Here is a 25,517-nt window from a genome sequence, read left to right as displayed (position 1 = left end):
GGCCGCAAGCGTGGCCGACAACAACCCCCAACGTCAACACAAGCAAACACAACTTGGCGTTGGGGTCTGTTCGGCCCGCGACCGGGACAAGTACCGGGAAAAGGCGCGCACGTGGCTGTGCAGCGGTTTAACAGCTCCGTAACGGGACTTGACAGGATGTGTGCCTGGGACCACATTGTGCGCAACTTTGTTGGAGTCCTGTTCGGTTCGCACGAGCGAGTGTCACCTGTAGGAGCGATGATGGTTCTGCACACGCCTGGTTCCACTCCGTTACCGCATTTCGGTCGGCGAACGATGCTGCGCGTCATGCTGGCCGGGGCCGGCGTCGCCGCGACCGGCGGCCTGCTCTCCGCGTGCGGTGGCGGTTCGGGCACGGGCGGTGACTCGAAGGTCGTCACCTTCGGCAACAACCTGTCCGACCAGGTGCCGAAGGACGCGATCACCGCGGCGGTGAAGGCGTTCGAGACCCAGTCCGGCGGGCTGTCCGTCACGATCAACACCAAGCAGCACGAGCAGTACCAGGAGCAGATCAACAACTACCTGCAGGGCAAGCCGGACGACGTGCTCGCGTGGTTCGCCGGCTACCGCATGCGGTTCTTCGCCGACCAGGGTCTCACCGGCGACCTCAGCGACCTCTGGGGCAAGGTCGGCGGCAACTACTCCGACGCGCTCAAGCAGGCGTCCACGGGCACCGACGGCAAGCAGTACTTCGTGCCGTTCACCCAGTACGCGTGGGGCATGTTCTACCGCAAGAGCGTGTGGCAGGAACGCGGCTACGCGGTGCCGAAGACGCTCGACGAGCTCGTCGCCCTCGCGACGAAGATGAAGGCCGACGGCCTCATCCCCATCGCCTTCGCGCAGAAGCAGGGCTGGCCCGGCATGGGCACGTTCGACCAGCTCAACTTCCGCACCAACGGCTACCAGTTCCACGTCGACCTGCTGGCGGGCAAGGAGGACTGGCAGGACAAGCGGGTCAAGGACGTGTTCGACACCTGGAAGCGGCTGCTGCCGTTCCACCAGGAGAACGCGCTGGGCCGCGAGTGGCAGGAAGCCGCGCAGACGTTGCAGCAGAAGAAGTCCGGCATGTACCTGCTCGGCGCGTTCGTGGGCCAGCAGTTCCCGGACGCGGAGAAGGAGGACCTGGACTTCTTCCCGTTCCCGGAGATCAACCCCGCGCACGGCATCGACACGGTCGAGGCGCCGATCGACGGCTACATGATGGCGAAGAAGCCGTCCAACTCCGACGGTGCGATGAAGCTGCTGGAGTACCTGTCGTCCGCCGAGCCGCAGCTCGCCTACCTGAAGGCCGACCCGACCGCGGTCGCGACCAACCAGAAGGCGGACCAGGCCAGCTACAGCCCGCTGCAGAAGAAGGTGGCGGACACGATCAAGAACGCCAAGCACATCACGCAGTTCCTCGACCGCGACACCGACCCCGGCTTCGCGAGCGAGGCGGCCACCAACGGCCTCATCGAGTTCATCAAGGACCCGAACAACATCGACTCCGTGCTCAAGGGCATGGCTGATCAGGCGAAGAACATCTTCAAGTGACCGCGTTGCAGGAGAAGCCGAAGGCGGTGGCCCCCTCCGGGCCGCCGCCTCGTCGGCGTGGAAAGCGTGCCACGGCCCTCGCCGGCACGGACAAACTGGTGCTGGCGCTCATGCTCGGCATCCCCACGGTCGTGCACCTGCTGTTCGTGTGGATCCCGACGCTGGGCTCGGTCGCGTTGTCGTTCAGCAGGTGGAACGGCATCGGCGGCTTCGAGGACATCGAGTGGATCGGTGTCGGGAACTACGTCGAGATCTTCACCGAGTACCCGCGGTTCTGGCCGGCGGTGCAGCACAACCTGATCTGGTTGCTGTTCCTGCTGATCGTGCCGACCTCGGCGGGTCTGCTGCTCGCCGTGCTGCTGGACCGCGAGCTGAGGTTCAGCCGGATCTACCAGAGCGCGCTGTACATGCCGATGGTGCTGTCGCTCGCGCTGGTCGGGTTCATCTGGCAGCTGATCTACACGCCGGACGGCGGTCTGCTGAACTCGGTGCTGGGCCTCGACAAACCGGTCGACTGGATCGGCGACTCGGACATCAACCTCTACGCGGTGATGGTCGCGGCGGCGTGGCGGCACACCGGCTACATCATGCTGCTGTACTTGGCGGGCCTGAAGTCGGTGGACCCGGCGTTGAAGGAGGCCGCGTCACTCGACGGCGCCTCGGCGTCGCAGACGTTCTTCCGCGTGACCTTCCCGGTGATGAAGCCGGTGAACATCGTGGTCGCCGTGGTGACGGTGATCGAGGCCCTGCGGGCGTTCGACATCGTGTACGTCATCAACAAGGGGCGCAACGGTCTGGAGCTGCTGTCGGTGCTGGTGACCGACAACATCATCGGTGAGGCTTCGCGCATCGGCCGGGGTTCCGCGGTCGCGGTGATCCTGCTGACGATCTCGCTCGGCGTCATCATCCCGTACCTGTACCAGGTGTTCAGCAAGGAGAACCGGACGTGACGGCCACGCTGGAACGGCCTTCGGTGCCGGTGAAGAAGACCAGGCCGATCACTCCGGCACGGGTCGCGCTGCACGTCTTCCTGGTCCTGACGTGCCTGATGACGCTGGCACCGCTGCTGTGGGCGGTCTACGCATCGCTGCGGACGTACGACGACACGTCGGTCAACGGCTACTTCTCCATCGCGAAGTCGCTGACGTTCGAGAACTTCACGAAGGCGTGGGAGATCGGCGACCTGCCGCACTTCTACTGGAACACGTTCCTGATCACCGTGCCCGCCCTGCTCATCACGCTGCTGCTGAGCTCGATGGTGGCGTTCGCGGTGTCGCGGTTCAGCTTCAAGTTCAACATCGCGCTGCTGATGCTGTTCACCGCGGGCAACCTGCTGCCGCAGCAGGTGATCGTGACGCCGCTGTGGAGGCTGTACCGGCTGATCGAGCTGCCGGCGTGGATGTCGGAGAGCGAGTCGCTGATCGACTCACCGCTCGGCGTCATCCTGATCCACATCGCGTTCCAGATGGGCTTCTGCACGTTCGTGCTGTCGAACTACATGAAGACCATCCCGTACGAGCTGACGGAGGCCGCCAGGGTCGACGGGGCGTCGGTGTTCCGGCAGTACTGGCAGCTGACCCTGCCGCTGTGCCGGCCGGTGCTCGCCGCGCTGGCGACGCTGGAGTTCACCTGGATCTACAACGACTTCCTGTGGGCGTTGGTGCTGATCCAGGACGGCGACAAGATGCCGGTCACCTCGGCGTTGCAGAACCTCAAGGGCACGTTCTTCACCGACAACAACCTGATCGCCGCGGGGTCGTTGCTGGTCGCGTTGCCCACGCTGGTGGTGTTCTTCGTGCTGCAGCGGCAGTTCGTGGGCGGACTGACGCTGGGGTCGACGAAGGGCTGAGAGCGCGGAACGGAAAAGGGGCGAGGTGCCAGGCACCTCGCCCCTTTCGCGTGCCTGCGACTAGTTCCCGCCGGTCTGCGGGTTGTAGTCGGAGATCGAACCCCAGCGTCCGACGGGGATCACGATCACGCGGGCCTTGCCCACCACGTTGTCGATCGGAATGGCACCGTCGGCCGGCGTCGGGTCGCCGTGCTTGCGCGAGTCCGACGAGTTGTTGCGGTTGTCGCCCATCACCCACAGCTTGCCCGCGGGGACGGTGACCTTCTCGAACGAGTCCTGCTGCCGGGGCCCGCCGCCGAAGTTGAGGTACGGCTCGTCCAGCGGCTTGCCGTCGACCATCACGCGGCCCTCCTCGTCGCAGCACTCGACGGTCTGGCCGCCGACGGCGATGACGCGCTTGATGAAGTCCGTGCCGCTGGGCTCGGAGAGGTTCACCATCGAGCCGAGGTCCTGCAGGGTGCCGACCACGAAGTTCGGGGGCTGCTTGCCACCGGTCCAGTTCGGCGGGCCGCGGAAGACGATGACGTCACCGGGGCGCGGGTCGTTGAACAGGTACGTGATCTTCTCGACCAGCACCTTGTCGTTCACGCAGCCCGTGCAGCCGTGCAGCGTCGTCTCCATCGAGGCCGACGGGATGACGAACACGCGCGCGACGAACGTCTGGATGACGACGGTCAGCAGCAGCGCGACGCTGAAGATGACCAGCAGCTCTTTCCAGAACGGCTGCTTCTTCTTCGCCTTCTTCTTGTGGAACCTGGGCGCCGGGTCGTCCTCGTAGGCGGAGGAACGCGACGAGCGGTCCTCGTACGACGAGGCCGACGAAGCCGACGAACCGGACGTCGAGAAGCGCGACGTGGGTTCGGGGCCGTCTCCGGAGGGAGGGGTCGTCTCCCAGGTCGACGAAGAATCGTCGTTCACGCGATGACTCACACGCCCCACCTTACGGTCGTCCGGGTAGGCGCAACGTGAACAGGGCCCCGCCCTCGGGGGCTCTGCCCGCCGTGGCCGTGCCGCCGTGGCGTTGCGCCACCTGCTTGACGATGGCGAGCCCCAGGCCGGAGCCCGGCAGGGTCCGCGCCTCGGTCGAACGGTAGAACCGCTCGAAAACGTGAGGTAGATCGGCGTCCGCGATGCCGGGACCCGCGTCCGCGACCTCCACCACGGCGCTGCCGTCGCCCACCTGACGGAGGTGCAACCGCACCGCCGAGCCCGCGGGACTGAACTTCACCGCGTTGTCGAGGAGGTTGAGCACCGCCCGTTCCAGCGCACTGGAATCACCCAGAAGTGTCCATGGTTGGAGCTGCACGTCGAACGTGACGTTCGAGGCGCGGCGGCGCGCGCGGTCCAGCGCCCGTTCCACCACCTCGTGCAGGTCGACCGGTTCGTGGATGACCTGCGGCGCGTCCTCGCGGGCCAGTTCGACCAGGTCGCCGATGAGCGTGGTCAGCTCGTCGATCTGGGCGCGCACGTCCGCCTGGATCTCCGTCTTGTCCTCCTGCGACAACGTCGGGGCGTCCGGGCGTTCCGAGGCGAGCAGCAGTTCCAGGTTGGTGCGCATGGACGTCAGCGGCGTGCGCAGCTCGTGGCCCGCGTCGGCGACCAGGCGGCGTTGCCGTTCCTGCGACTCCGCGACGGCGCCGAGCATCGCGTTGAAGCTGTGCGTCAGCCGCGCCAGCTCGTCGTCGCCCGCGACCGGGATCGGGGTCAGGTCGCCCGTGTTCGTGACGCGTTCGGTGGCTTCGGTGAGCCGCTGCACGGGCCGCAGACTCGTGCGTGCGACGGCCGTGCCCGCGATGGCCGCGAGCAGCACGCCGGCGCCGCCTATGAGCAGCAGGACCACGCTGAGCTTCGCGAGCGTCGTCCGCTGCGGCACCATCGACTGGGCGATGATGATCGCCTGGCCGGGCTGGTACGCGACGGCGATGACCCGCGTCTCGGTCTTGTGGTCGGTCCAGATGACCTCGGGCCGGTCGCCGTCCGCGACGTCCCAGGCCTCCTGGACGCTGGGCGGCGGGGTGGAGTCCTTCGGGAAGATGATCTTCCCGGGGTCCGCCAGCAGCACGCCCATCTTCACGTCGCCCGCCGCGAGGAACGCCGCCGGGTAGTTCGCGACCTCGTCCGGCGTGGTGACCTTCGTGCCGTTCGCCACCGTGGCGGCCCGCTGGCGCAGGCCGTCGTCGAGGGCGTCGTACGTGCTCTTGCGGACGACCATGTACGCGCCGAGAGACACCAACGCGACGGCTCCGGCCACGCAGAACGCCGCGAGCCAGGTGACGCGTGCCCGCAACGACGCCCGTTGCAGGCGTCCCTGTGGTTCCACGATCACGGAGGGGTCTCCCGCAGGACGTAGCCCACCCCGCGCACCGTGTGGATCAGCCTCGGCTCGCCCTCCAGCTCCGTCTTGCGGCGCAGGTACCCCACGTAGACCTCGAGAGCGTTGCCCGATGTCGGGAAGTCGTACCCCCACACGTCCTCCAGGATGCGGCTGCGGGTGAGCACCTGGCGCGGGTGCGCCAGCAGGAGCTCGAGCAGCGCGAACTCGGTGCGGGTGAGGCTGATCGGACGCTCGCCGCGGCGGACGTCCCTGGTGGACGGGTCCAGCTCCAGGTCGGCGAACTTCAGCACGGCGGCGGACTGCTTCGCCGCGTCGTCGTCGTGGGCGGCCCGGCGCAGCAGCGCGCGCAACCGGGCCAGCAACTCCTCCAGCGCGAACGGCTTGGGCAGGTAGTCGTCGGCGCCGGCGTCCAGACCGGACACCCGGTCGCTCACGGCGTCGCGTGCGGTCAGCACGAGGATCGGCAGGTCGTCACCGGTGCTGCGCAGCCTGCGGCACACCTCGAGGCCGTCGAGGCGGGGCATCATCACGTCGAGCACCATCGCGTCCGGCCTGGCGGCGGTCACCGACTCCAGGGCCTGCATGCCGTCTCCGGCAGTCTCGACCTGGTAGCCGTTGAACTGCAGCGAGCGGCGGAGTGACTCCCGGACCGCCCGATCGTCATCGACAACGAGGATGCGCATGGGGGCAGTCTTGCCGAGGGATCTGAGAAGTGCCTGAGAAGGGCCCTAACTGCAGGTGTGAGTTCGGCGTTAGCCTTCCAAGCCCCTGGCGACGGGAGCATTCCACTTCCGCCAGAGCGCGATCAGCCTGATGGTGATGATCAGTGACGCACCGGTCAGCGAGACCAGGCCTTTCGGCAGCCCCGCCCATTCGCCCAGTGCCACGACGACCGCGCCACACAGCGCTGCCACGGCGTAGATCTCTCTCTTGAGGACCAAAGGGATCTCACGGAGCAGCACGTCACGGACCGCGCCACCGCCGATGCCCGTCGTCATGCCGATGAGGCACGCCGCGTAGGGGGTCGCGCCGAGAGCCAACGCCGTCGACGTGCCGGACGTGACGAACAGGCCGAGGCCCACGGCGTCGAGCAGCAGCACGCTGCGGCGGAGCTTGGCGACGTGCGGGTGGAACCAGAAGACGATCAGGCCCGTACCGCCCGCGACCAGCAGGTACGGCCAGTTGCGCAGGCTCGTCGGCGGGTGCACGCCGAGCAGGACGTCACGGATGATGCCGCCGCCCAGCGCCGTGGTGAGCGCCAGGATGATCACGCCGAACACGTCGAGGCGAGCACGGACCGCGGCCACCGCTCCGGAGGCGGCGAACACCGCGAGACCGATCAGCTCCAGGACGATGAGCAGCACGAACGGAGAGGGTAGTGCCGGTCATCGGGGCGGCGCCGCGCGGCGGTAACCGGCGTCCAGCCGCCCTCCCGCGGACGCCAGGACGGCCTCCACGACGGCGATGAACCGCTCGGCGCCCTCGCCCCGCACCAACGCCCGGTAGGAGTCCACGAGCTCGTCCTCCTTGGCGTCACGCAGCCGGCGCAGCAGCCACTTGCCGTGCCCGAGCCACCGGTTCTGCATGACCAGCGCGAGCTCTCCCGCGCAGCTCAGCAGCCGGGCCGCGACGAACAGACGCTCGTCCTCGTCCCGTGCGCCGATCAGGTCCTCGAGCAGGTCCGTGGTGCCGTAGCGACGGTCTTCCAGTTCGGTGACCGTCGCGGGAGGAGGGCCCGCGTCGAGCAGGACACGTGCCTCGGACCTCATGCGCTGACCAGTGCCGTCGGCGTCGAGCATGAGGAACCCCTCGGCGCACATGTTCAGCAACGGAGGGCGCCGGCCCTCGGTGTCACGGGCCACGAAGTCCTGGAACGACTCGATCGTGTGACAGAACAGCTCGACCGGCCAGCCGCGGTACCGCAGCGTCTCGCGGAACGCGCCGGGCAGGTCGTCGACGATCACGACGATGTCCAGGTCGGAGTTCGCCGTGTAGTTGCCCGCCGCCACGCTGCCGCCGAGGAACGCCGCCCTCGCGAGCGGGTACTTGACGTCGAGGAGGTCCCGCGCGACCTGCACCGGGTCCTTGTCCCAGTCCAGCGGGTAGCCGGTGACGTAGTAGTCCTGGTCGGGGTCCAGCGGGCCGAGCACGTGCTCGACGCACGGCCGGATCGCGGGGAGCACCTCGTTCAGGTCCACCAGCCACGGGTTGTCCTCGGCGTCGAAGAACGGTCTGATCGTCAGGAACTGGGCCCGCGAGATCTCCCGCTCGCTGACCGGTGAGCCGCTGCGGTGCTTCGCGTAGCCCTTCAGGCGCCAACCCATGTTGTCGCCGTAGGCATGCCTGACCTCGTCCTGGTCCCCCGCCACGCGCCCATTGTGACCGAAGGACACGTGAGAGTCCCGTTGCGAACGGCCGGTCGTCAGAAGAAGTCCGCGAGCCGGGGGATGCCCGACGCGCCGGTGAGCTGGTCGAGCACCACCGCGTCCGCCGGGTCGCCTTCGAGCAAACCCCCGCGCCGCAACGCATGCGTGTTCTGCGCGCCGGAGAACCACGGTCCGAGCGCCCGCGCGTGCATCCGCACCGCGCCGGTGCCGCCGGGTTCGACGCGCACCGAGCCGTCCTCCACGACGACGCGCTGGAGGCCCGCGTGCCACGGCGCGTGGTCGTCGACGACCTCCAGGTCCACGGCGGCGTTCGCGAGGCGCGGCCAGCCCCGGGCGGCCACGGCGGCGGGCAGGTCGACGACGCGCTGCATCCAGGTCGAGGTCCACACCGAGTGGCGCAACGGCGTGCCGCCCAGGAAGTTCAGCGTCGCCGGGTCGGTGATCCGCAGGTCGATCGCCTCGAGCGTGCCGGCCCAGGACGCGAGGGAGGCCAGGAGGGTGAGCTGGGCGTCGACGTCGACGCCGATGAGGTCGTGGACCTTGAGCCGGCCCATGTCGCCGCCGGGCTCGCGAGTGGCCGTCAGGTAGCCGCGCAGGCCGTTCGGGCCGGGCAGCACGGTCACCAGGTCCATCTCCAGGACCTTGCCGAGGTCGACGCGCGGCGGCCTGCGGTCGGCCATGCCGTCGATCGTCCGCGCCACCTCCAGGTAGCACTCGTGCAGCGCGGGGAGGTCGCTCTTCTCCGCCGGGCGGGAGGGAATCAGCTCGGCGGGCTTCGGAATGGTGAGCAGCCTGTCCATCGGCAGCTCGACCCACTCGAAGACCCCGGCACGTTCCCAGCCGCGGCGCCGGTACAGGGTCGGCACGGTCGCGTAGAGCACCGAGAGCGGCTGGCCGTGCTCCCGCATCGTGGTCAGCGCGGCGTCGAGCAGCGCGTTCGCGATCCCACGGCCGCGATAGGCCCCGTCGACGGCGACGCCGCCGATCCCGCCCATGGGGACCGCGGCGCCGCCGTAGAACTGCGCGTAGGAGCCGATGCCGAGCACACCCGCGACCCGTCCGTCGATCTCGGTGAGCAGACCGTGCGAACCCGGCCTGAGCAGCGGTCCCGACGGCTTGGTCCCGTTGAACGCGACCCTGCGGAGCCGGAACACGGCGTCGCGGTCGTCCTCGGTGAACTCACGGATGTGCACGAACACCTATCTACCAGGAAAAGAAGCCTTGACCCGTCTTCTTTCCCAGCTCACCGCGAGCGACCTTGTCCCGCAGCAGCTGCGGCGGATCGAACCGCGGCCCGAGCTCGGCCGCGAGGTGCTCGGCGATCGCCAGCCGCACGTCCAGTCCGACCAGGTCGGTGAGCTCCAGAGGGCCCATCGGCCAGCGGTAGCCGAGCTTCATGCCGGTGTCGATGTCCGCGGCGGAGGCGACGCCCTCCTCCAGCATGCGGATGGCTTCCACGCCCACGGCGACGCCGAGTCGCGAGGTGGCGAACCCCGGCGAGTCGCGCACCTCGATGACGGTCTTGCCCATCTGCTCGGCCCAGGTCCGCGCCTTGGCCACGTTCGCGGGGTCGACGCCCTCGTGGTGGACGAGCTCGACGAGTTGCTGCACCGGGACCGGGTTGAAGAAGTGCATGCCCAGCACGCGTTCGCCGGGCAGGCCGGCGGCGATCTCCGAGATCGACAGCGACGACGTGTTGGAGGCGAGGACCGCGTTCGGGCACTTCCCGGCCGCGAACCCCAGGACCTTCTGCTTCAGCGGCACGTTCTCCGGCACGGCCTCGACGACCAGTTCCGCGTCCGCGGGCAGCTCCCCCGTGCTCAGGTTCGCGAACACCGCCTCCGCGTCGGCGAGCTTGCCCTTCTCCTGCGCCTTGCCGAGCGAGCGCCTGACCGCCTGCCTGCCCTGCTCGGCGCGTTCGGCGTCGGCCTCCGACAGCGTGACCTCGTGGCCGTTCGCGAGCAGGAGGTGCGCGATGCCCGCCCCCATCGTGCCGCCACCGATGACGACGGCCTTCACGAAACCACCTCGGCGCTGAACATGGCGACGAGCTCCATACCGCCGATCTCGGCGAGGTTGGCGCCCGAGGTGGCCCACTCCGGCGACTGCAGGACGGCCTTGAACGACTCGTGGGACTCGAAGTACATCTCCGCGATCAGGTGCGGCTCGTTCTCCCCGAGGAAGCCGGCCAGGAACACCTGCTGCACCTTGGCCACCTCGGCACGGACCAGGCCGGGAACCGAGTTCACGATCGGCAGGTGCGACTCGAAGTACTTCTGGTCGAAGCCCTCGGGGTCGGCGGGCTTCTTGTACAGCGCGATGTACTTGATCATGTGACACCATCCTCCTCGACTCGCCGAGCACTGTAACGCCCGGGCCACCCGCGGAGCTGAGGCACGATGGTGGGGTGCGGATCATCCTGCTGCGCCACGGACAGAGCCTCGGCAACGTCGACGAGCTCGCCTACTGCCGCATCCCCGACCACGCCCTCCCGCTCACCGAGACCGGCGAGGACCAGGCGCGCGCGGCCGGTCCGGCGATCAGGGCCCTGATCGGTGACAACCCGGTCGCGGCCTACGTCTCCCCGTACACGAGGACGAAGCGGACGTTCGACCTGCTCGGGATCTCCGCGGAGCGGATCGTCACCGAGCCGCGGGTGCGCGAGCAGGACTGGGGCAACCTCCAGGACCCGGTGCAGCAGGAGGTGCTCAAGCACCAGCGGCACGCGTTCGGCCACTTCTTCTTCCGGCTGCCCAACGGCGAGTCCGGCGCGGACGTGGACGACCGGGTGGCGGCGTTCCTCGACGGCCTGGAAGTCCGGATGCACAAGGACGAGGAGCATCCCAAGACGGTGCTGGTCGTGTCGCACGGCCTGACGATCAGGTTGCTGTGCCGCAGGCTCTTCGACTGGAGCATCGAGCTGTTCGAGTCACTGTCCAATCCGGACACCTGCGAGAACCGCGTGCTCGACCACGACGGCACGGGGTGGAGGCTGGACCGCCCTTTCGACCAGTGGCGCGACTCACCGGACGGAACGGTCCAGCACCCCGTTTAAATCAGCCCGCGCTTGTAGGCCGCGACCAGCCTGCGAGGCACGAGCAGCTCCTTGCCGTCCAGCGTCCGCACGCGCACCAGATCCGGCGCGGTGGCCTTCCACTGCGAGCGGCGGTGACGGGTGTTGGACCGGGACGTCTTGCGCTTGGGAACGGCCATCAGCGCTCTCGCTTTCCGTAGCGGCGGTTGAACTTCTCGACCCGGCCGGCGGTGTCCACGAGCCGCTGCGTCCCCGTCCAGAACGGGTGCGAGTCGGCGGTGATGTCGACGACGAGCAACGGGTAGGAGTTGCCGTCCTCCCACTCGATCGTCCTGGACGACTTCGCGGTCGAGCGGGTCAGGAACGTCTTGCCGGTGGACGCGTCCTGGAAGACGACCGGGTGGTAGTCGGGGTGGATTCCGGGCTTCATATGGCCAGCTTTCGGATCGAGTCCACGAAGGACAGTTCGTCGTCGGTGAGCAGTGCTTCGGCGAACGCCGCGGTGATGGAGTCCGGTTCGCCCAGGGTGATCGCCACGATCTGGGTGGTCTTGCCCCCGCGCGGCCCGCCCTCGCCGACGTGCAGGCCGCAACCCGCGGATTCCAGGCGCAGCGCGACGTCCGGCTCGTCCGCCGCCCAGAGCCGGCCGCGCGAGCGCACGACCGTTCCGTCCAGCAACGAGTCGAGCGCGTCGTTCAGCCGTGCCGGGTGGAACGGCCGGTCCGCCGTGAAAACCGCTGTCGAGACACCACATTCGGGCGTGAGAGGCATCAGTCGTGGCCGGGTGCTCTTGCGCACGACCACCGTCTCGGGCGTGCAGCGGTGCGCGCCAGGAGCGAGCCGGTCGAGCACGGCGAGCGTGCGTTCGTCCGCGTCTCCTTGCAGCACCAGCACGTCCGCGGCCTCGGCCTGCGCGACGACGACCTGCGCCACTGTCCGCTGGTCGCTGACCATCGAGGCGTCGCCCAGGGCGTCGTCCAGCCAGGTCGCCGCGTCGAGCACGGTGATCACGCACTCGACGTCGATGCCGAGCTTGCGGCGCACCGCGTCCGGTTCCAGCAGCGGGTCCAGGTGCAGCACGACCGTGTGGCCCTTCAGGCCGTCGAGCAGCTCGCGCAGGTCCTCCCGCACGGTGCAGGACACGCAGCCGTGCAGCAGGTCGATGTCGGTCGCAATGCCGTCGACCCAGCGGCGCACGCACGTTTCCGCAGCTACGTGACGCACGAGCACCGAACCGGGCCGGTCGCGCCACACCCGCACGGCGACGTCGTGGTCGACCAGCCCCGCCACCATAACGACAACGGTTTCCATGTGAGGTACCGTAGATGAAAACGAAAGTCGTTTCAATCTGTGTCCATCTTCCTGGAGGTACTCGTGCGCTGCCAGCTGACCGGCCGTGAGCCGGGCTTCGGCAACCGCGTCTCGCACTCGCAACGCAAGACGCGGCGCCGGTGGAACCCGAACGTCCAGCGCAAGCGGTACTTCGTGCCGTCGCTGAACAGGTTTGTGACGCTGACGCTGTCCACAAAGGGCATCAAGACCGTCGACAAGATGGGCATCGAGGCCGCCGTGGCCCGGCTCCGCGCGCAGGGGGTGAAGGTCTGATGGCCAAGAGCACCGATGTGCGGCCGATCATCAAGATGAGGTCGACCGCCGGGACGGGCTACACCTACGTGACCCGCAAGAACCGCCGCAACGACCCGGACCGGATGGTGCTGCGCAAGTACGACCCGGTGGCGCGCCGGCACGTCGAATTCAAAGAGGAGCGCTGAGGACGTGGCGAAGAAGTCGAAGATCGCCGCGGACCTGCGCAGGCGCGAGGTCGTGGCGCGCTACGCGGAACGGCGGGCCGAGCTCAAGGAGATGCTGCGGCACCCGGAGACGCGCGCGGAAGCGTTGCAGGGCCTGCAGAAGCTGCCGCGCGACGCGTCGCCGACCCGGCTGCGCAACCGCGACGTCGTGGACGGACGGCCGCGCGCCTACAACCGGAAGTTCGGTCTGTCCCGCGTCCGGCTGAGGGAGATGGCCCACCGCGGTGAGCTGCCCGGCGTCTCGAAGGCGAGCTGGTGATGCGCGAGAAGAGGCCGCTCAAGCGCAGGCAGAACCTGCTCGCGAAGGAGGGCGTGACCGTCGTCGACTGGAAGGACGTCACGCTGCTGCGCAAGTTCCTCTCGGACCGGGGCAAGATCCGGTCCCGCCGGGTGACCGGCCTGACGCCGCAGCAGCAGCGTCAGGTCGCCACGGCGATCAGGAACGCACGGGAGATGGCCCTGCTGCCGTACCCGTCACAAGCGCGATGACCCGCACCGCCGCGCTGGCCAGGAAGGCCAGCGCGGCGAGCTGCACCAGCAACGCGAGCACCCAGGTCGTGTGTTCGTCGACCGTCAGATCGCCACGAACACCCACCAAGAAGGTCGCGTAGAGGCCCCAGCACTGCAGCGCGGCCAGGCCGGCGCCGACGATGGTGGTCCGCAGCGAGACGATCACCACGACGGCGGCGAGCAGGAACAGGGCGACCAGCGGCCAGGCGCCGGTGAACGTGGTCACGCCGACTCCGCAGCCGAATCCGAGCGCCGAGCCGTACCCGCCTCTCATTCTTCGCATCCGATCGGTCTAGCGCCTCAGGTGAGATCAGCGCCACCTCTCCAGCGTGAAGTTGGTGCTTTCGAGTGAGGCACGATCGCATGAATGAACCTGTACGACGTGGTCCACCGCCGCAGGGACACCCGCGCCGAGTTCTCCGGTGAAGAGATCCCGGACGACGTGCTGCGCCGGGTGCTGACCGCCGCACACGCCGCCCCCAGCGTCGGACTGTCCCAGCCGTGGGACTTCGTGCTCGTACGCGACGAATCCACCCGGCGCGCCTTCCGGGATCACGTCCAGGCCGAGCGCAGTGTCTTCGCAGCCGAGCTTGATCAGGAACGGGCGGAGACGTTCGCCCGCATCAAGGTCGAGGGAGTCATGGAGTCGACCCTCGGCATCGTGGTCACCTACGACCCGGACAGGGGCTCGCCGGCGGTGCTCGGCAGGCACGCGATCGCCGACGCCGGCCTGTACTCCGTGTGTCTCGCCATCCAGAACCTGTGGCTGGCCGCGACGGAAGAGGGACTCGGTGTGGGCTGGGTGAGCTTCTACCGGGAAGATGTGTTGCGCCGTCTGCTGGACATCCCCACAAGGGTCCGTCCGGTTGCGTGGCTGTGCGTCGGTCCGGTTCGATCACTGCCCGAGACGCCCGATCTGGAACGTCACGGTTGGCGCAACCGACTACCCCTCGATGACGTCCTGCACCACGATCGGTACGGGGCGCGACAGACCCGGTAGCCTGTGCGGGCCGCTCGGCCAGTCGGAACGGAGTCGATGAACGAGTGGAGCAACGCGATCCGCTGGTAGCGGGCCAGATTCCGCGGTTGGACCGAGAGGTCCGCGCGTTGCTCAACGCTGGCCGCTTGCCGGAGGCGAACAGTCTTTTCGACGAGGTCGTCACCAAGGTGTCCCCCGGCGCCGACCGCTGGGTCCGATCGGCGGTGCTGGTCAACCGGGCGGTGATGGCCTGGCGCCTCGGCCGCATCCCCCTCGCGCTGGAACTGGCCGCCGAGGGGTGGACCGATCTCGACGCCGACCGCTCGGACAGCCCCGCCGTGGCCCAGACGATGGGCTCGCTCGGCTATCTGATGGAGGGCATCGGCAACCGGCGTGCGGCGCTCGACATGCTGCGACTGTCCGTTCAGGTCGCGCGGCGGGCGGGCAACACCGACACGCTGGCGCACTGCCTGCAGCGCCTCGGTGGTTCGCTGAACTTCCGCGCCTGCTCCGGGCCTCCCGCGGCGGCGCCGGCGATCTTCGAGGAAGCCCTGGCGTACCTCGACGAGGGCCTCGGCATCGTCAAGGACGAGGTGCACCGGCGCGCTCTCATGGGCGCGTTCGGACGGTCCCTCGCGGGCGTCGGGCAGTTGGAGAAGGCCGAGGAGATCGCCGAGGAGACCCTGCGGCTCGCGGTCGACGCGACCGACCTGTGGGGGATCTCGGTCGGTAACTGGGTTCTCGCCGTCGTGCGTCGCGAACAGGGCGATTTCGACGAGGCGCGCACACACGCGGCGCGTGCGGTGGCGAACGCCGAACGCATCAACGACACGTCACTGCTGCTGCGGTTCTCCACGGAGCTGGCGGACATCTGCCACGCCCTGGGTGACTCGGTGGGCGAGGCCGAGGCGTTGCGGCGGTCGGTGGCGGCTTCCCGCACGGCCACGGAGACGTTGCAGGAGGGCCTGGGCCAGGCGCTGGAGCAGCGCCGGGTGGCCGTTCAGGCACAACGGCTCGCGGTGGCGGCGCAGGAGGCCGCGGCGCGCGATCCGTTGACGGGCCTGGCGAACCGGCTCGGGCTGGAACGGGCGGCCGCCGCGTTGCTGGAGTCGACGGCGGCGCGCGGGCGGGTGCCGTGGCTGGTGCTGGTCGACGTGGACTGGTTCAAGAGCGTCAACGACGACGCCGGGCACGCGACGGGCGACGCGGCGCTGCGCGAGATCGCGGCGCTGCTGCGGCGCGAGTGCCGTTCGGACGACCTGGTGGCGCGCTGGGCCGGTGACGAGTTCGTGGTGCTGCTCGGGGACACCGGGCCGAACATGGACGTCGGCCCCAACGTGGCCGAGCGGATCCGCGCGGCCGTCGACGGGCACGACTGGACGATGGTGCTCGGCGCGGTCCGCCGCCCGACGGTCAGCATCGGTGTCGCGGCGGGACCGGCCAAACTGGACCAGCTGTTCGCGGCCGCCGACATGGCGCTCTACCGCGCCAAGCGGCACGGCCGCAACAGGGTCGAGGTCGAGCCCTCGGTGGACGAGGTGCCCGAGATCGTGTCCGGGAACTAGTGGTTCCCGGCGATTCAGGGGTTCTCGGCGTCTAGGCGATCAGGCCGCCGCGGTAGGCCACCAGTGCGGCCTGCACGCGGTTGACCGCGCCGATCTTGCCGAGCACGGACGAGACGTAGCCCTTCACCGTCGCCTCCGACAGGTGCAGGGTGCCGCCGATCTCCGCGTTGGACATGCCCTGGCCGATCAGCACGAGCACTTCGCGCTCGCGTTCGGACAGGCTCTGGAGAAGCCTGCGTGCCGGCTCCGCCATTCGTTCGCCGTCGGCGACGGCCGCGAGAACTCTCGCCGCCACACCGGGGTCGAGAACAGCGCCTCCGCGCGCAAGATCACGCACGGCTTTGACGAGCTGTTCCGGTTCGGTGTCCTTGAGGAGGAAGCCGGCCGCGCCGAGACGCAGTGCTTCCGAAACGTATTCGTCGACGTCGAACGTGGTGAGGATGCAGACCCTAGGTGGGTCCGGCAGGGTCCGCAGCCGCCGCAGGGCCACGAGTCCGTCCGAGGTGCGCATCCGGATGTCGAGCAGAACAACGTGCGGACGATGCTGGCGCGCCAGGTCGGCTACCAGATGTCCGTCATCGGCCTCAGCAACAACTTCGATGTCTCCGACGCTGCTCAGGATCATGCGAAGGCCGGAGCGGACGAGGTCCTCGTCGTCGGCCAGCAAAACCTTGATCACGACGCCTCCCGCATTGGCGTTCCGTGCTCCCTCATGTTCGTGATCTTGGCGTACGCACGCCGAAGGTCACGTTAATTCTCAGTTATCTCATCATGTGGTTACGGATTTTCGAGATCGCCGACGGCGTTCACAGTTACCGGAATTGAGCTCTGACTTCGCTGCGTAGGCAGGCCACCAGGCACTAAGAGGGGCCACCGGAACACTGAGTGACGAAACATCGATATCCCACTGAGTGGAATGCGGTACCAGAAACACGGATACGGCCTCGGTAATCCGATTCAGATGTCTCGGTTGGTCTCGTTTCTGCCCATATGGCTTGTCAATGGGTTTCGGGATCGATACAGGCCATCTCGCTCTGATCTCGAAAACGCGAAGCTCTTTCGCAATAGCCGTACCGGAAAGTAACGTGCGTCACAACAGCCCTGCCCTGCACGGAGAGGAGCTTCGCGCGATGCGGAGAGCCAATCCGGTGACGACCCTGCTGGCCACCGCCGCCGTCACCGCCTCGCTTCTGATCGTTCCGTCGGCCACCGCCGAAGAAACCCCGCGCGCGGCCGCGTTCGCCGCCGACGACTACTGCCTCGGGCAGTGCAGCGACATCCTGCCGCCCGGCAACAACGGCAACGCGACGCTGGCGGAGATCCTCGCGCACAAGGCGTTCGGCACCAGGCCGGCGCATTCGGCCGACCAGCTCGGCAAGTACGACGCCCTGGTCAACGGCTACGGCGGACTGACGAACTCGCAACTGACGGACTTCTTCAACGACGCGTCGTTCGGCGTGCCGTCCGACCAGGTCGAGAGCACCATCAAGCCGCGGTCCGACGTCACGATCGTGCGCGACAAGAAGATCGGCATGCCGCACATCACCGGGACCACGCGGTCCGGCACGATGTTCGGCGCCGGCTTCGCGGCCGCGCAGGACCGCCTGTGGCTGATGGACGTCTTCCGCCACCTCGGGCGCGGCCAGCTGACCGGCTTCGCCGGTGGCGCGCCGGGCAACCGGGTGCTGGAGCAGAGCTTCTTCAACCAGATCCCGTACACCGAGGCGGACCTGCAGAAGCAGATCGACAGCGCGACGGCGAACGGCGGTGAGCGCGGGCGGCAGGCGCTGGCCGACGTCACCGACTACACCGCGGGCATCAACGCGTACATCACACAGGCTGTTTCCGCGCGGAACTTCCCCGGTGAGTACGTGCTGACCGGGCACGCCGACTCGATCACCAACTGGAACGACATCCAGCCGTTCAAGACGACCGACATGGTGGCGATCGCGTCCGTGGTCGGTGGCCTGTTCGGCGCCGGCGGTGGCGGCGAGGTCCAGTCGGCGCTGGTGAAGCTGGCCGCGCAGAACAAGTACGGCGCTGCCACCGGTGAGCAGGTGTGGAAGGCGTTCCGGGCGCAGAACGACCCCGAGGCCGTGCTGACCCTCCACGACGGACAGTCGTTCCCGTACTCCGCCTCGCCCGCTTCGCCCCAGGGCGTGGCACTTCCCGACGGTGGCAGCGTCACGCCGGAGCGCATGGTCTACGACGAGGTGGGCGGCACGGGCACTTCCGTCGCCGTTCCCGCTGCCGAGGACGTGGCGAAGGCCCGCGGCATCTTCGCCGACGGCGTGCTGCCCGCCGACCTGCTGAACAAGAAGCACGGCATGTCGAACGCCCTCGCGGTGTCGGGTGCGCACACGGACAGCGGCAACCCGATCGCCGTGTGGGGACCGCAGACCGGTTACTTCGCGCCGCAGTTGCTCCTGCTGCAGGAGCTCAACGGGCCCGGCATCCGTTCGCGCGGCGTCTCGTTCGCGGGCGTCTCGATGTACGTGCAGCTCGGCCGGGGTGTCGACTACTCGTGGAGCGCCACCTCGTCGGGTCAGGACATCGTCGACACCTACGCCGTCGAGCTGTGCAACCCGGACGGCTCCGCTCCTACCAAGACCTCTTCGCACTACCTGTTCCACGGCTCTTGCCTGCCGATGGAACGGCTGGAGCGCAAGAACGCCTGGAAGCCCACGGTCGCGGACGGCACACCCGCCGGTTCGTACACGCTGGTGATGTACCGGACCAAGTACGGCCTGGTCACGAGCAGGGCGACCGTCGGCGGCAAGGTCGTGGCGTACACGACGTTGCGTTCGACCTACATGCACGAGGTCGACTCGATAATCGGCTTCCAGGAGCTCAACGACCCGTCCGCGATCCGTTCGGCCACCGACTTCCAGCGCGCGGCCAACAAGATCGGCTACGCGTTCAACTGGTTCTACGTCGACTCCCGCGACTCCGCGTACTTCAACTCGGGCCTGAACCCGGTCCGCCGATCCACTGTGGACCCGAACCTACCGACGTGGGGCCGGGCCGAGTACGAGTGGGTGGACTGGAACGGCGACGAGAACGTTGCTGCCTACATGCCGTTCGCCGCGCACCCGAACTCGATCAACCAGGACTACTACGTGTCCTGGAACAACAAGCAGGCCAAGGACTTCACGTTCGGCGGGTTCGGTCACAGCGCCGTGCACCGCGGCGACCTGCTCGACGTTCGAGCGCGTGCCCTGATCGCTTCCGGCCAGAAGGTCACGCGTGCGTCCCTGACACGCGTGATGGCCGAGGCGGCGGTGGCCGACCTGCGTGCCGAGCAGGTGCTGCCCGAGCTGCTGCGGGTGCTGGAGTCCGCTCCGGTCGACGCCTCCCTGGCTCCGGTCGTGCAGAAGCTGAAGGACTGGCAGCGCTCCGGCTCGTTGCGCAAGGAGACCGCGAAGGGCAGCAAGGCCTACGCCTACGCCGAAGCCATCCGGATTCTCGATGCCTGGTGGCCCCTGCTCGTCGAGTCGCAGTTCAAACCGTCGCTGGGTGACGGGCTGTACAACGCCCTGGTCGCCGCCCAGCAGGTGGACGAGGCCCCGTCCGACGCGCACGGCGCCGCGCCGCACAAGGGTTCGTCGTTCCAGTACGGCTGGTGGGGCTACGTGGACAAGGACCTGCGCAAGGTCCTCGGCGACCCGGTCCAGGGCGCGTTCCCGCAGGCTTACTGCGGTGGCGGCACTCTCTCCGGCTGCCGCACGGCGCTCGTCTCGTCCTTGCAGGCGGCCGTGGCGAAGCCGGCGAACGCCGTCTACCCGGGCGACGCGGACTGCGCCGCAGGCGACCAGTGGTGCGCGGACACGATCATCCACCGCGCCATGGGCGGCATCACCCAGGACAAGATCCACTGGCAGAACCGCCCGACGTACCAGCAGGTCGTGCAGTTCCCGTCCCGCCGGGGCCAGACCATCACCAACCTGGCGGCCGGCCGCACCGCCACCGCGTCGTCGCACGAGAAGGGCTGGAACACCCTCCCGCCGTCGAACGCGGTGGACGGAAACCCGACGTCCCGCTGGGCCAGCGACTGGAGCGACAACCAGTGGATCCAGGTGGACCTTGGCTCAGTGCAACGAATCGGTCGCACGGTGTTGCGATGGGAATCAGCCTTCGCCAGGGGATACCGCATCGAGATTTCCAATGACGGCACGAACTGGCGGAACGTTTTCTCCACAAGTAGTGGCGATGGCGGCGATGATGTCGTAGCGTTCACACCACAGGACGCGAGGCACCTACGTCTGACGGGCACCCAACGGGCCAATCAGTACGGGTACTCCCTGTACGAGCTTGAGGTCTACGTTTCGTAGACCTTCGAGATGAGGACGCCGATCCACCCCCAGGGGTCGGCGTCCTCTACTTATGTCAGGCCCTGAACAGGTAGTTCCTGACCTCGTCCCCGATGGTGCCGGTCGGCACCCACTCACCGCCGTGCCACGTGCTCATCCGGTACCCGCGCTCGGCGAGGAAGTCGGCGACGTCCTTCGCGTGATACCCGAACCGCTCGACGTGCCGTTCCTCGATCTCGAGCAGGAAAGCCGGCTTGAGCCGCTCGATGGTCTCCGTCGCCCCTTCGAGAACCCTGAGTTCGGCCCCCTCGACATCGGCCTTCACGAAGTCGAGCCGGGTGATCCCCTGCTCCTCGACGAAGTGGTCGAGCGTGTCCGTCTTGACCAGCACGTCCAGGTGCTGGTCGAACTCCTCGTTGGACCCGAGCCCGTTGGCCCCCACCGTGAGGAACGACCGCCCGGTGACCGGACTCCCGTGCCGCACCGGCACGGACATGACCTCACGCCCCTGCTTCTGAGCACCGAGCGCAACCGAGTGCCTCTTGATGTTGGCCCCTTCACGCGGCCGCAACACGTACGAAAGCGCAGGGTGCGCGAACACCAGCGGCTCGACGCTGTGCACAGTCCCTTGTGGACCAACCAGTCTCGACAAGGTCACCGTGTAGAGCCCCAGCGCGGCCCCCACGTCGACGCAGACGTCCCCAGGCTTGACGACCTTGCGAAGTCCGATGAGCTCAGCCTCGGCATAGGGCGTGAGCCGGGCAAGAGCCTGCAACCCGGCAACAACAGCGGCACTGCGAAGTTGGGTCAACACCCCAGTCACCCTAGACGTGCCCGTTGTTGCGTAGTTCCCCCGCGGGCAACCCGACCTGGTCAGCGAACTCCGCAGCCACCCGAGCCCCACCGTAGACACTGAGGGCCTTGACCAGGTGCAGCCTCAAGTCCCGCCGATGAGCGTCCTCGAGCTCAGGCATCGCCCGCTCCACACTGCTGACCAACGACTCCGCCCAGTTCGCAGCCGGCTCCCGCTGCGCGAGCTTCACGAGTTCGGCGAGGTGATCAGCCAGCTTGACCGCCTCCTCGACCTGATACCCGTTGCGCTGCAACCACCAGATCGTCGCCGTACCGACGTCCGTCAGCACCTCGTCACGCAGGTACCGGATCTCGGCCCGCTCGACATCCCGCTCGGCCAGCTTGAACGTGGAGTTCCGCAACAGCTCGATGTGCTTCCGGGCCATCTCCAGGTCCTCGTCCCCGACCGTGATCTTCACCTGCTCGGCCCGCGCCCAGACATGCGTCCCGGGCACCTGCCGTTCGGTGGCGAGCTCATCCCCCAACTGCACCTGCAGGGCGGCGTGATGCACCAGCATCGCCTTGGAACTGATCTCCTTGGCCCGCTGCAGAACGTGATGAATGGCCGCACTGCGCGGCGAGTTGTGCCGCAACCCGGTGGCCAGATCAAGCCGCCACACCACGGTGAACTTGAAGTGGAAGTCCAGCCCGTAGACCGCACTGGCCAACGGCGTCTCGAACTCCTGCTGATGACTGCTCGCCGGCGGCACGAAGGTGATGTCGTCGACGCGCTTGGGCACCCTCCTGCGCCACCAGGCCTTGAGGGAGCCAAGCGGGCCAGGACGGAAGTCGGGCCAGGGTCTGCTCACGCCCTCTCCCTACCTGACGTTTGTGCCCGGCAGAAGGTGGCCTGCCTCACTTCCCTCCAACGGCCGCAGCTTCGGTTGGGCAGCCCTCACGGTGCGTGAGCGACCTGCCTGTCGGCGGTAGCCGGGGGCGCTGGTCAACTCGCTGGCGCCACCCCGGTAGACTGCTGTCGCCAGCCCTAGTAGCTCAGGGGATAGAGCATCGGTTTCCTAAACCGTGTGTCGCAGGTTCGAATCCTGCCTGGGGCACCACCTTTCGCCGGGTGAAATCAGGGTCTGACATGCTGAAACGCTGTCGGGCCCTGATCTTTTCGAGCAGTCACCTGCCGGCGCGGACGTGACTGATGTACGGCTCGTAGGCCGACAGGTCACGCGACGGTTCGTACCTGCTGAGGTAGTAGTAGTCGGCCACGATGTTGGCCTGCTGTTCGGTGTTGAAGTCGGCGAAGGTCTTCCCGACCAGGCCCTCCGGGCCGCCGTAGTCGTAGAGGCCCTTCGCGAAGAACCCGGCGATCGCGGTCGGCAGGAGGCTCAGGACGCTGCGGCCGTGCTGGTACTGGTAGGCGTGCGTCAGTTCGTGGACCAGCCAGCGCTCGTAACGGGCCTGGTGTTGCGGTCTGGTCAGGACGCCCTTGGGGAAGGTGACGAGGCGCGGGAGGGTGCGGGCCACGCCGAAGCTGCCCAGGAGGCCGCCTTCGGCGAGGCTCAGTGCGCTGATGTCCAGGGCGTCGCCGAACACCTCGCGGGCTATCGAGGCCTCGTGCGACTCCAGGTTGCGGCGGAACACAGGTCGGAACACCACGATGGCTCCCCTGCTCTGGCTTCGGGCTGGTCAGGCAAGGATGTCACGGGGTACACCCACATAACCGAGTCCTGTATGGACAAGACAGCCCAGGCGTGCTGATCGAGATCAGGCTGCGACGCCCGTGAGCCGGTAGCGGATCTCCTTCAGCTCGACCCCGCCGATGCTCTCGGTCTTGGCCGTGCCATCGGCGCGGAACCCGAGGCGTTCGTAGAACCGCCGCGCCCGCGGGTTGTCGTCGAACACCCACAGCACCACGTCCTGCTCCGCGCCGAGCGCCGCACGTGCCAGCTCGTACCCCAGCGGGGTGCCCCACGCCGAGGGCAGCACGTAGAGCGCGTACAGCTGGAACGCGGCGTCGGGCTCGCTGGACGGGCCGACGGCGCAGAAACCGGCCACGGCGTCGTCGGCGAGGCCGACCCAGACCCCGCCGCGCGGGATGGCCCGCTCCCACATCGACGAACGCTCCTCGACGGAGAGGTCGTCCAGCACGGGATCCGGCACCAGGCCTCGGTAAGCGGCCTGCCAGGTCTGGACGTGCACCGACGCTACGGCTGGAGCGTCGGAGGTGACTGCGAGACGGACCGTCATGGCTTCCCCCACTGGCATGATCGAACGCATGCGGATCATCGTCGACGCGGACCCCGGCATCGATGACGCCCTCGCTTTGTACTACCTGCGGGCGCGGCCGGAAATCGAAATAGTCGCCATCGGCACGGTCCACGGCAACGTGCCGGTCCAGCAGGCCACGTCCAACGCGTTGAGGCTCACCGAACGGCTCGGGCTCGACGTTCCGGTGGCCATGGGTGCGGCGAAACCGCTGGCGCAGCCCCTCATGACCGCGGAGGACGTGCACGGCCCGGACGGCCTCGGCGGGCACGCGGGAGACGAGCCCACGGCATCTCCCACCGGAGAAAGCGCTGCCGAGCAGCTGGCGAACTTGGCACGGGAGAACCCAGGGGAATTGAGCCTCCTCGCGATCGGACCGCTCACGAACGTCGCTCTCGCCCTGCAGATCGAGCCGCGCCTGCCGCGGTTGCTCGGCAAGGTCGTCGTCATGGGTGGCGCGCTCAACGTGCCCGGCAACATCACCTCCCAGGCCGAGGCCAACTTCTGGCACGACCCGGAAGCGGCCGACCTCGTCCTCGCCGCCGGCTTCGAGGACCTCACGATCGTCGGGCTCGACGTCACCATGGAGGGACACGCGCCGCAGGAGTGGCTCGACGCGCTGCCCCTCGACTGCTTCCCCAGGCGGATCCTCGGCTTCTACGCCGACTTCTACGGCAGCTTCCTCGGCAAGAAGGGCTTCGTCCCGCACGACCCGCTCGCGGCGGCGATCCTGTGTGACCCCGACCTCGCGACCTATCACGAGGACCGGTTCGCGATCGAGCTCACCGGCCGGTACACGCGCGGCAAGATCGTCGCCGACCAGCGGGTCCTGGCTGAGGGCAGCCCGTTCGGACGTGACGTCGCCACCGAACGCACGAGGGCCAAGTACGCCGTCACGGCGGACAACGCCCGGTTCCTCGGCCAACTGAGGCACGCTGTGACACAACCATGACGAACCACCGACGGGACCTGGACGAACGACGGGGACCGTGAGAAGCATGAACGTCCACTTGAAACGATGGCTCGCGGTCTCGGGGGCCGCCGTGGTCATCGCGACGGGCGTCGTGGCCGGGGGCTCCTACTGGCGGCTCGAGAGCAATCTCAAGACCGTCGATCTCGCCAAGGAGATCACTCATCCCAGGCCTCCGTCGACGCCTGGCCGGCCCCTCAACATCCTGCTCGTCGGCAAGGACGACGACCGGTCCGACACCGCCATGGTCGTCCAGCTGAACGCGAAGGGCGACCAGGCCCGCGTGATCAGCATCCCACGCGACACGATGGTGCCGAGGCCGCGTTGCGGGGACAGCCCGCCGGCCGCGATCGCCATGTTCAACAGCGCCTTCTCCACCGGCGGCGGCGCGTGCACCGTGGCGACGGTCGAGCAGATGAGCGGCATCCGGATCGACCACTTCGTGCAGATCGACTTCAACGGGTTCCGCGACGTCGTGGACCGGCTCGGCGGCATCGACGTCACGATGCCCGAGGCGATCGACGACGAGAAGAGCGGGCTGCACGTGCCGGCCGGGCCCACGAAGCTCGACGGAACTCAGGCACTCGCATTTGTGCGCACCCGCTACAGCATCGGTGACGGCAGCGACCTGAACCGCATCAAGAACCAGCAGCTGTTCATGCGGGCGCTGAGCGAAAAACTGGCCAACGAGAACTGGCTCGCCAGTCCGGCGAAAACGCTCGAACTCGCCGACATCCTCACGAAGTCCGTCGTGACGGACACCGGAATCGGCTCGATTCCGAAACTGGCCGATCTCGCGGGCAAACTCACCGCGTTGAAACCGGACGCCATCACGTACGTGACGCTCCCGACCGAGACCTATCTCCCCGATCCGAACCGGGTCCAGCCGAAGCAACCGGAGGCGGACGCGCTCTGGCAGGCCGCCTGACCTAGCAGACCGCTCCCTGCCACTCACCGGGAAGCGGACCCGCTGGCCACGGCTGAGGAGACCCCCAGTGCTCCTCAGCCGTGGTCGCTCTGCCCCAGTCGGTCACTCTCACGATGGCGCTCTCCCCTGCTCGTGAAGGACGTGGGGTCGAGGTTGTCAGACCACCTCGTTATGGTGGGTCTCTGACTGCCTGTGCGGTGCGTGCGCCGCAGCTCAGAC

30 protein-coding genes and 1 tRNA gene are annotated in these 25,517 nt (G+C 68.0%); 14 read left to right on the top strand and 17 right to left on the bottom strand.

Annotated features, from left to right (window positions below; all coding sequences use genetic code 11):
- Window positions 1–306 precede the first annotated feature (306 nt).
- From AB0M48_RS13360 to AB0M48_RS13350, 3 genes are read left to right on the top strand one after another with little or no spacing between them, the layout of a single operon-like run.
- Window positions 307–1,551 (top strand): ABC transporter substrate-binding protein, encoded by a 1,245-nt coding sequence (locus AB0M48_RS13360; RefSeq protein ID WP_363840276.1) that lies wholly within the window; start codon window positions 307–309, stop codon window positions 1,549–1,551.
- Window positions 1,548–2,501 carry a sugar ABC transporter permease gene (locus AB0M48_RS13355; protein WP_319990030.1) on the top strand — a complete coding sequence of 318 codons (954 nt, stop codon included), beginning with the start codon at window positions 1,548–1,550 and terminating at the stop codon, window positions 2,499–2,501. Before AB0M48_RS13360 ends, AB0M48_RS13355 begins: the two co-directional genes overlap by 4 nt.
- Window positions 2,498–3,400: a carbohydrate ABC transporter permease gene (locus tag AB0M48_RS13350; protein WP_363840272.1), complete on the top strand. Its 903-nt coding sequence runs from the start codon at window positions 2,498–2,500 to the stop codon at window positions 3,398–3,400. The genes AB0M48_RS13355 and AB0M48_RS13350 overlap by 4 nt, the downstream gene beginning before the upstream one ends.
- Window positions 3,401–3,460: 60 nt before the next feature.
- On the opposite strand, the gene lepB is transcribed toward AB0M48_RS13350, so the two are convergent.
- From lepB to AB0M48_RS13310, 8 genes are all read right to left on the bottom strand, one after another.
- Window positions 3,461–4,330: a signal peptidase I gene (gene lepB / locus AB0M48_RS13345; RefSeq protein ID WP_363840268.1), complete on the bottom strand. Its 870-nt coding sequence runs from the start codon at window positions 4,328–4,330 to the stop codon at window positions 3,461–3,463.
- 10 nt (window positions 4,331–4,340) lie between these two features.
- A complete protein-coding gene (locus AB0M48_RS13340; protein WP_363841294.1) occupies window positions 4,341–5,723 on the bottom strand; it encodes a HAMP domain-containing sensor histidine kinase in 1,383 nt (460 codons plus the stop codon).
- A complete protein-coding gene (locus AB0M48_RS13335) occupies window positions 5,723–6,418 on the bottom strand; it encodes a response regulator transcription factor (RefSeq protein ID WP_090065467.1) in 696 nt (231 codons plus the stop codon). The genes AB0M48_RS13340 and AB0M48_RS13335 overlap by 1 nt, the downstream gene beginning before the upstream one ends.
- Before the next feature lie 69 nt (window positions 6,419–6,487).
- Window positions 6,488–7,099: a trimeric intracellular cation channel family protein gene (locus tag AB0M48_RS13330; RefSeq protein WP_363840264.1), complete on the bottom strand. Its 612-nt coding sequence runs from the start codon at window positions 7,097–7,099 to the stop codon at window positions 6,488–6,490.
- Between the two features lie 21 nt (window positions 7,100–7,120).
- The gene (locus AB0M48_RS13325; protein ID WP_363840261.1) at window positions 7,121–8,104 is read right to left on the bottom strand and encodes a nucleotidyltransferase domain-containing protein; all 984 of its coding nucleotides are present in this window, start codon (window positions 8,102–8,104) and stop codon (window positions 7,121–7,123) included.
- 53 nt (window positions 8,105–8,157) lie between these two features.
- On the bottom strand, window positions 8,158–9,315 hold the full coding sequence (locus AB0M48_RS13320) for a GNAT family N-acetyltransferase (protein ID WP_363840258.1): 1,158 nt from the start codon (window positions 9,313–9,315) through the stop codon (window positions 8,158–8,160).
- Between the two features lie 10 nt (window positions 9,316–9,325).
- A complete protein-coding gene (locus AB0M48_RS13315; protein WP_363840255.1) occupies window positions 9,326–10,141 on the bottom strand; it encodes a 3-hydroxyacyl-CoA dehydrogenase family protein in 816 nt (271 codons plus the stop codon).
- Entirely contained in the window at window positions 10,138–10,455 is a 318-nt protein-coding gene (locus tag AB0M48_RS13310) for an EthD family reductase (RefSeq protein WP_363840252.1), read from the bottom strand. The genes AB0M48_RS13315 and AB0M48_RS13310 overlap by 4 nt, the downstream gene beginning before the upstream one ends.
- 74 nt (window positions 10,456–10,529) lie before the next feature.
- On the opposite strand from AB0M48_RS13310, the gene AB0M48_RS13305 reads away from it, so the two are divergent.
- A complete protein-coding gene (locus AB0M48_RS13305; RefSeq protein WP_363840249.1) occupies window positions 10,530–11,177 on the top strand; it encodes a histidine phosphatase family protein in 648 nt (215 codons plus the stop codon).
- On the opposite strand, the gene rpmF is transcribed toward AB0M48_RS13305, so the two are convergent.
- From rpmF to AB0M48_RS13290, 3 genes are read right to left on the bottom strand one after another with little or no spacing between them, the layout of a single operon-like run.
- Window positions 11,174–11,335, bottom strand: coding sequence for a 50S ribosomal protein L32 (gene rpmF, locus AB0M48_RS13300; protein WP_030481357.1), 162 nt, complete (start codon window positions 11,333–11,335; stop codon window positions 11,174–11,176). The genes AB0M48_RS13305 and rpmF overlap by 4 nt on opposite strands.
- Window positions 11,335–11,586 carry a type B 50S ribosomal protein L31 gene (locus tag AB0M48_RS13295; RefSeq protein ID WP_030481358.1) on the bottom strand — a complete coding sequence of 84 codons (252 nt, stop codon included), beginning with the start codon at window positions 11,584–11,586 and terminating at the stop codon, window positions 11,335–11,337. The genes rpmF and AB0M48_RS13295 overlap by 1 nt, the downstream gene beginning before the upstream one ends.
- Complete coding sequence (locus tag AB0M48_RS13290) at window positions 11,583–12,467, bottom strand: GTP-binding protein (RefSeq protein WP_363840244.1); 885 nt, start codon at window positions 12,465–12,467, stop codon at window positions 11,583–11,585. The genes AB0M48_RS13295 and AB0M48_RS13290 overlap by 4 nt, the downstream gene beginning before the upstream one ends.
- 39 nt (window positions 12,468–12,506) lie before the next feature.
- Here AB0M48_RS13290 and rpmB point away from each other — a divergent pair, with 39 nt between their 5' ends.
- Genes rpmB through rpsR form a run of 4 tightly spaced genes read left to right on the top strand, consistent with a single transcriptional unit; the run spans window position 12,507 to window position 13,456 of the window.
- Window positions 12,507–12,761, top strand: a complete 255-nt coding sequence (gene rpmB, locus AB0M48_RS13285) for a 50S ribosomal protein L28 (protein WP_363840241.1) — start codon at window positions 12,507–12,509, stop codon at window positions 12,759–12,761.
- A complete protein-coding gene (rpmG, locus tag AB0M48_RS13280) occupies window positions 12,761–12,928 on the top strand; it encodes a 50S ribosomal protein L33 (protein ID WP_030481361.1) in 168 nt (55 codons plus the stop codon). The genes rpmB and rpmG overlap by 1 nt, the downstream gene beginning before the upstream one ends.
- 4 nt (window positions 12,929–12,932) lie before the next feature.
- Window positions 12,933–13,226, top strand: coding sequence for a 30S ribosomal protein S14 (gene rpsN, locus AB0M48_RS13275; RefSeq protein ID WP_030481362.1), 294 nt, complete (start codon window positions 12,933–12,935; stop codon window positions 13,224–13,226).
- The gene (gene rpsR, locus AB0M48_RS13270; protein ID WP_363840236.1) at window positions 13,226–13,456 is read left to right on the top strand and encodes a 30S ribosomal protein S18; all 231 of its coding nucleotides are present in this window, start codon (window positions 13,226–13,228) and stop codon (window positions 13,454–13,456) included. Before rpsN ends, rpsR begins: the two co-directional genes overlap by 1 nt.
- Here rpsR and AB0M48_RS13265 read toward each other — a convergent pair.
- The gene (locus AB0M48_RS13265) at window positions 13,404–13,760 is read right to left on the bottom strand and encodes a hypothetical protein (protein WP_363840232.1); all 357 of its coding nucleotides are present in this window, start codon (window positions 13,758–13,760) and stop codon (window positions 13,404–13,406) included. The two genes, rpsR and AB0M48_RS13265, sit on opposite strands and share 53 nt — an antisense overlap.
- 84 nt (window positions 13,761–13,844) lie before the next feature.
- Between AB0M48_RS13265 and bluB the strand changes: the two genes are divergently transcribed.
- Window positions 13,845–14,477, top strand: a complete 633-nt coding sequence (gene bluB / locus AB0M48_RS13260; RefSeq protein WP_363840230.1) for a 5,6-dimethylbenzimidazole synthase — start codon at window positions 13,845–13,847, stop codon at window positions 14,475–14,477.
- Window positions 14,478–14,563: 86 nt separating this feature from the next.
- Complete coding sequence (locus AB0M48_RS13255) at window positions 14,564–16,021, top strand: diguanylate cyclase (protein ID WP_363840227.1); 1,458 nt, start codon at window positions 14,564–14,566, stop codon at window positions 16,019–16,021.
- Window positions 16,022–16,052: 31 nt separating this feature from the next.
- Here AB0M48_RS13255 and AB0M48_RS13250 read toward each other — a convergent pair whose 3' ends face one another.
- A complete protein-coding gene (locus tag AB0M48_RS13250) occupies window positions 16,053–16,700 on the bottom strand; it encodes a response regulator transcription factor (protein WP_030481367.1) in 648 nt (215 codons plus the stop codon).
- Window positions 16,701–17,151: 451 nt separating this feature from the next.
- Between AB0M48_RS13250 and AB0M48_RS13245 the strand changes: the two genes are divergently transcribed.
- Window positions 17,152–20,352 (top strand): penicillin acylase family protein, encoded by a 3,201-nt coding sequence (locus AB0M48_RS13245; RefSeq protein ID WP_363840224.1) that lies wholly within the window; start codon window positions 17,152–17,154, stop codon window positions 20,350–20,352.
- A gap of 55 nt (window positions 20,353–20,407) precedes the next feature.
- Here AB0M48_RS13245 and AB0M48_RS13240 read toward each other — a convergent pair whose 3' ends face one another.
- Window positions 20,408–21,145 (bottom strand): FkbM family methyltransferase, encoded by a 738-nt coding sequence (locus AB0M48_RS13240; protein WP_363840221.1) that lies wholly within the window; start codon window positions 21,143–21,145, stop codon window positions 20,408–20,410.
- 10 nt (window positions 21,146–21,155) lie between these two features.
- Window positions 21,156–21,992, bottom strand: a complete 837-nt coding sequence (locus tag AB0M48_RS13235; RefSeq protein WP_363840218.1) for a hypothetical protein — start codon at window positions 21,990–21,992, stop codon at window positions 21,156–21,158.
- Between the two features lie 173 nt (window positions 21,993–22,165).
- Here AB0M48_RS13235 and AB0M48_RS13230 point away from each other — a divergent pair.
- Window positions 22,166–22,241, top strand: a tRNA-Arg gene (locus AB0M48_RS13230).
- A gap of 67 nt (window positions 22,242–22,308) precedes the next feature.
- On the opposite strand, the gene AB0M48_RS13225 is transcribed toward AB0M48_RS13230, so the two are convergent.
- Both AB0M48_RS13225 and AB0M48_RS13220 read right to left on the bottom strand, forming a co-directional pair.
- Window positions 22,309–22,791 carry a hypothetical protein gene (locus AB0M48_RS13225; protein ID WP_363840215.1) on the bottom strand — a complete coding sequence of 161 codons (483 nt, stop codon included), beginning with the start codon at window positions 22,789–22,791 and terminating at the stop codon, window positions 22,309–22,311.
- Window positions 22,792–22,899: 108 nt separating this feature from the next.
- Window positions 22,900–23,382 carry a GNAT family N-acetyltransferase gene (locus AB0M48_RS13220; protein WP_363840212.1) on the bottom strand — a complete coding sequence of 161 codons (483 nt, stop codon included), beginning with the start codon at window positions 23,380–23,382 and terminating at the stop codon, window positions 22,900–22,902.
- Between AB0M48_RS13220 and AB0M48_RS13215 the strand changes: the two genes are divergently transcribed.
- Both AB0M48_RS13215 and AB0M48_RS13210 read left to right on the top strand, forming a co-directional pair.
- The gene (locus AB0M48_RS13215; RefSeq protein WP_363840209.1) at window positions 23,381–24,352 is read left to right on the top strand and encodes a nucleoside hydrolase; all 972 of its coding nucleotides are present in this window, start codon (window positions 23,381–23,383) and stop codon (window positions 24,350–24,352) included. The genes AB0M48_RS13220 and AB0M48_RS13215 overlap by 2 nt on opposite strands.
- Before the next feature lie 46 nt (window positions 24,353–24,398).
- Complete coding sequence (locus AB0M48_RS13210; protein ID WP_363840205.1) at window positions 24,399–25,298, top strand: LCP family protein; 900 nt, start codon at window positions 24,399–24,401, stop codon at window positions 25,296–25,298.
- The last annotated feature ends 219 nt before the right edge of the window (window positions 25,299–25,517 follow it).

The sequence above is a fragment of the Lentzea sp. NPDC051208 genome, assembly GCF_040682435.1.
Classification (GTDB): Bacteria; Actinomycetota; Actinomycetes; order Mycobacteriales; family Pseudonocardiaceae; genus Lentzea; species Lentzea kristufekii.
The sequence above is the reverse complement of the archived record's forward strand: the minus strand, read 5'-3'. Positions and strand labels throughout refer to the sequence as shown.

What these genes read in the sequence shown, in the direction of transcription:
- AB0M48_RS13265 (WP_363840232.1), bottom strand. Translation starts at nt 13,760, where the DNA reads ATGCGAAGAATGAGAGGCGGGTACGGCTCGGCGCTCGGATTCGGCTGC.
- AB0M48_RS13290 (WP_363840244.1), bottom strand. Translation starts at nt 12,467, where the DNA reads ATGGAAACCGTTGTCGTTATGGTGGCGGGGCTGGTCGACCACGACGTC.
- bluB (WP_363840230.1), top strand. Translation starts at nt 13,845, where the DNA reads ATGAACCTGTACGACGTGGTCCACCGCCGCAGGGACACCCGCGCCGAG.
- rpmG (WP_030481361.1), top strand. Translation starts at nt 12,761, where the DNA reads ATGGCCAAGAGCACCGATGTGCGGCCGATCATCAAGATGAGGTCGACC.
- rpsR (WP_363840236.1), top strand. Translation starts at nt 13,226, where the DNA reads ATGCGCGAGAAGAGGCCGCTCAAGCGCAGGCAGAACCTGCTCGCGAAG.
- AB0M48_RS13215 (WP_363840209.1), top strand. Translation starts at nt 23,381, where the DNA reads ATGGCTTCCCCCACTGGCATGATCGAACGCATGCGGATCATCGTCGAC.
- AB0M48_RS13210 (WP_363840205.1), top strand. Translation starts at nt 24,399, where the DNA reads ATGAACGTCCACTTGAAACGATGGCTCGCGGTCTCGGGGGCCGCCGTG.
- AB0M48_RS13245 (WP_363840224.1), top strand. Translation starts at nt 17,152, where the DNA reads ATGCGGAGAGCCAATCCGGTGACGACCCTGCTGGCCACCGCCGCCGTC.
- AB0M48_RS13220 (WP_363840212.1), bottom strand. Translation starts at nt 23,382, where the DNA reads ATGACGGTCCGTCTCGCAGTCACCTCCGACGCTCCAGCCGTAGCGTCG.
- AB0M48_RS13335 (WP_090065467.1), bottom strand. Translation starts at nt 6,418, where the DNA reads ATGCGCATCCTCGTTGTCGATGACGATCGGGCGGTCCGGGAGTCACTC.
- rpmF (WP_030481357.1), bottom strand. Translation starts at nt 11,335, where the DNA reads ATGGCCGTTCCCAAGCGCAAGACGTCCCGGTCCAACACCCGTCACCGC.
- AB0M48_RS13295 (WP_030481358.1), bottom strand. Translation starts at nt 11,586, where the DNA reads ATGAAGCCCGGAATCCACCCCGACTACCACCCGGTCGTCTTCCAGGAC.
- AB0M48_RS13310 (WP_363840252.1), bottom strand. Translation starts at nt 10,455, where the DNA reads ATGATCAAGTACATCGCGCTGTACAAGAAGCCCGCCGACCCCGAGGGC.
- AB0M48_RS13360 (WP_363840276.1), top strand. Translation starts at nt 307, where the DNA reads ATGCTGGCCGGGGCCGGCGTCGCCGCGACCGGCGGCCTGCTCTCCGCG.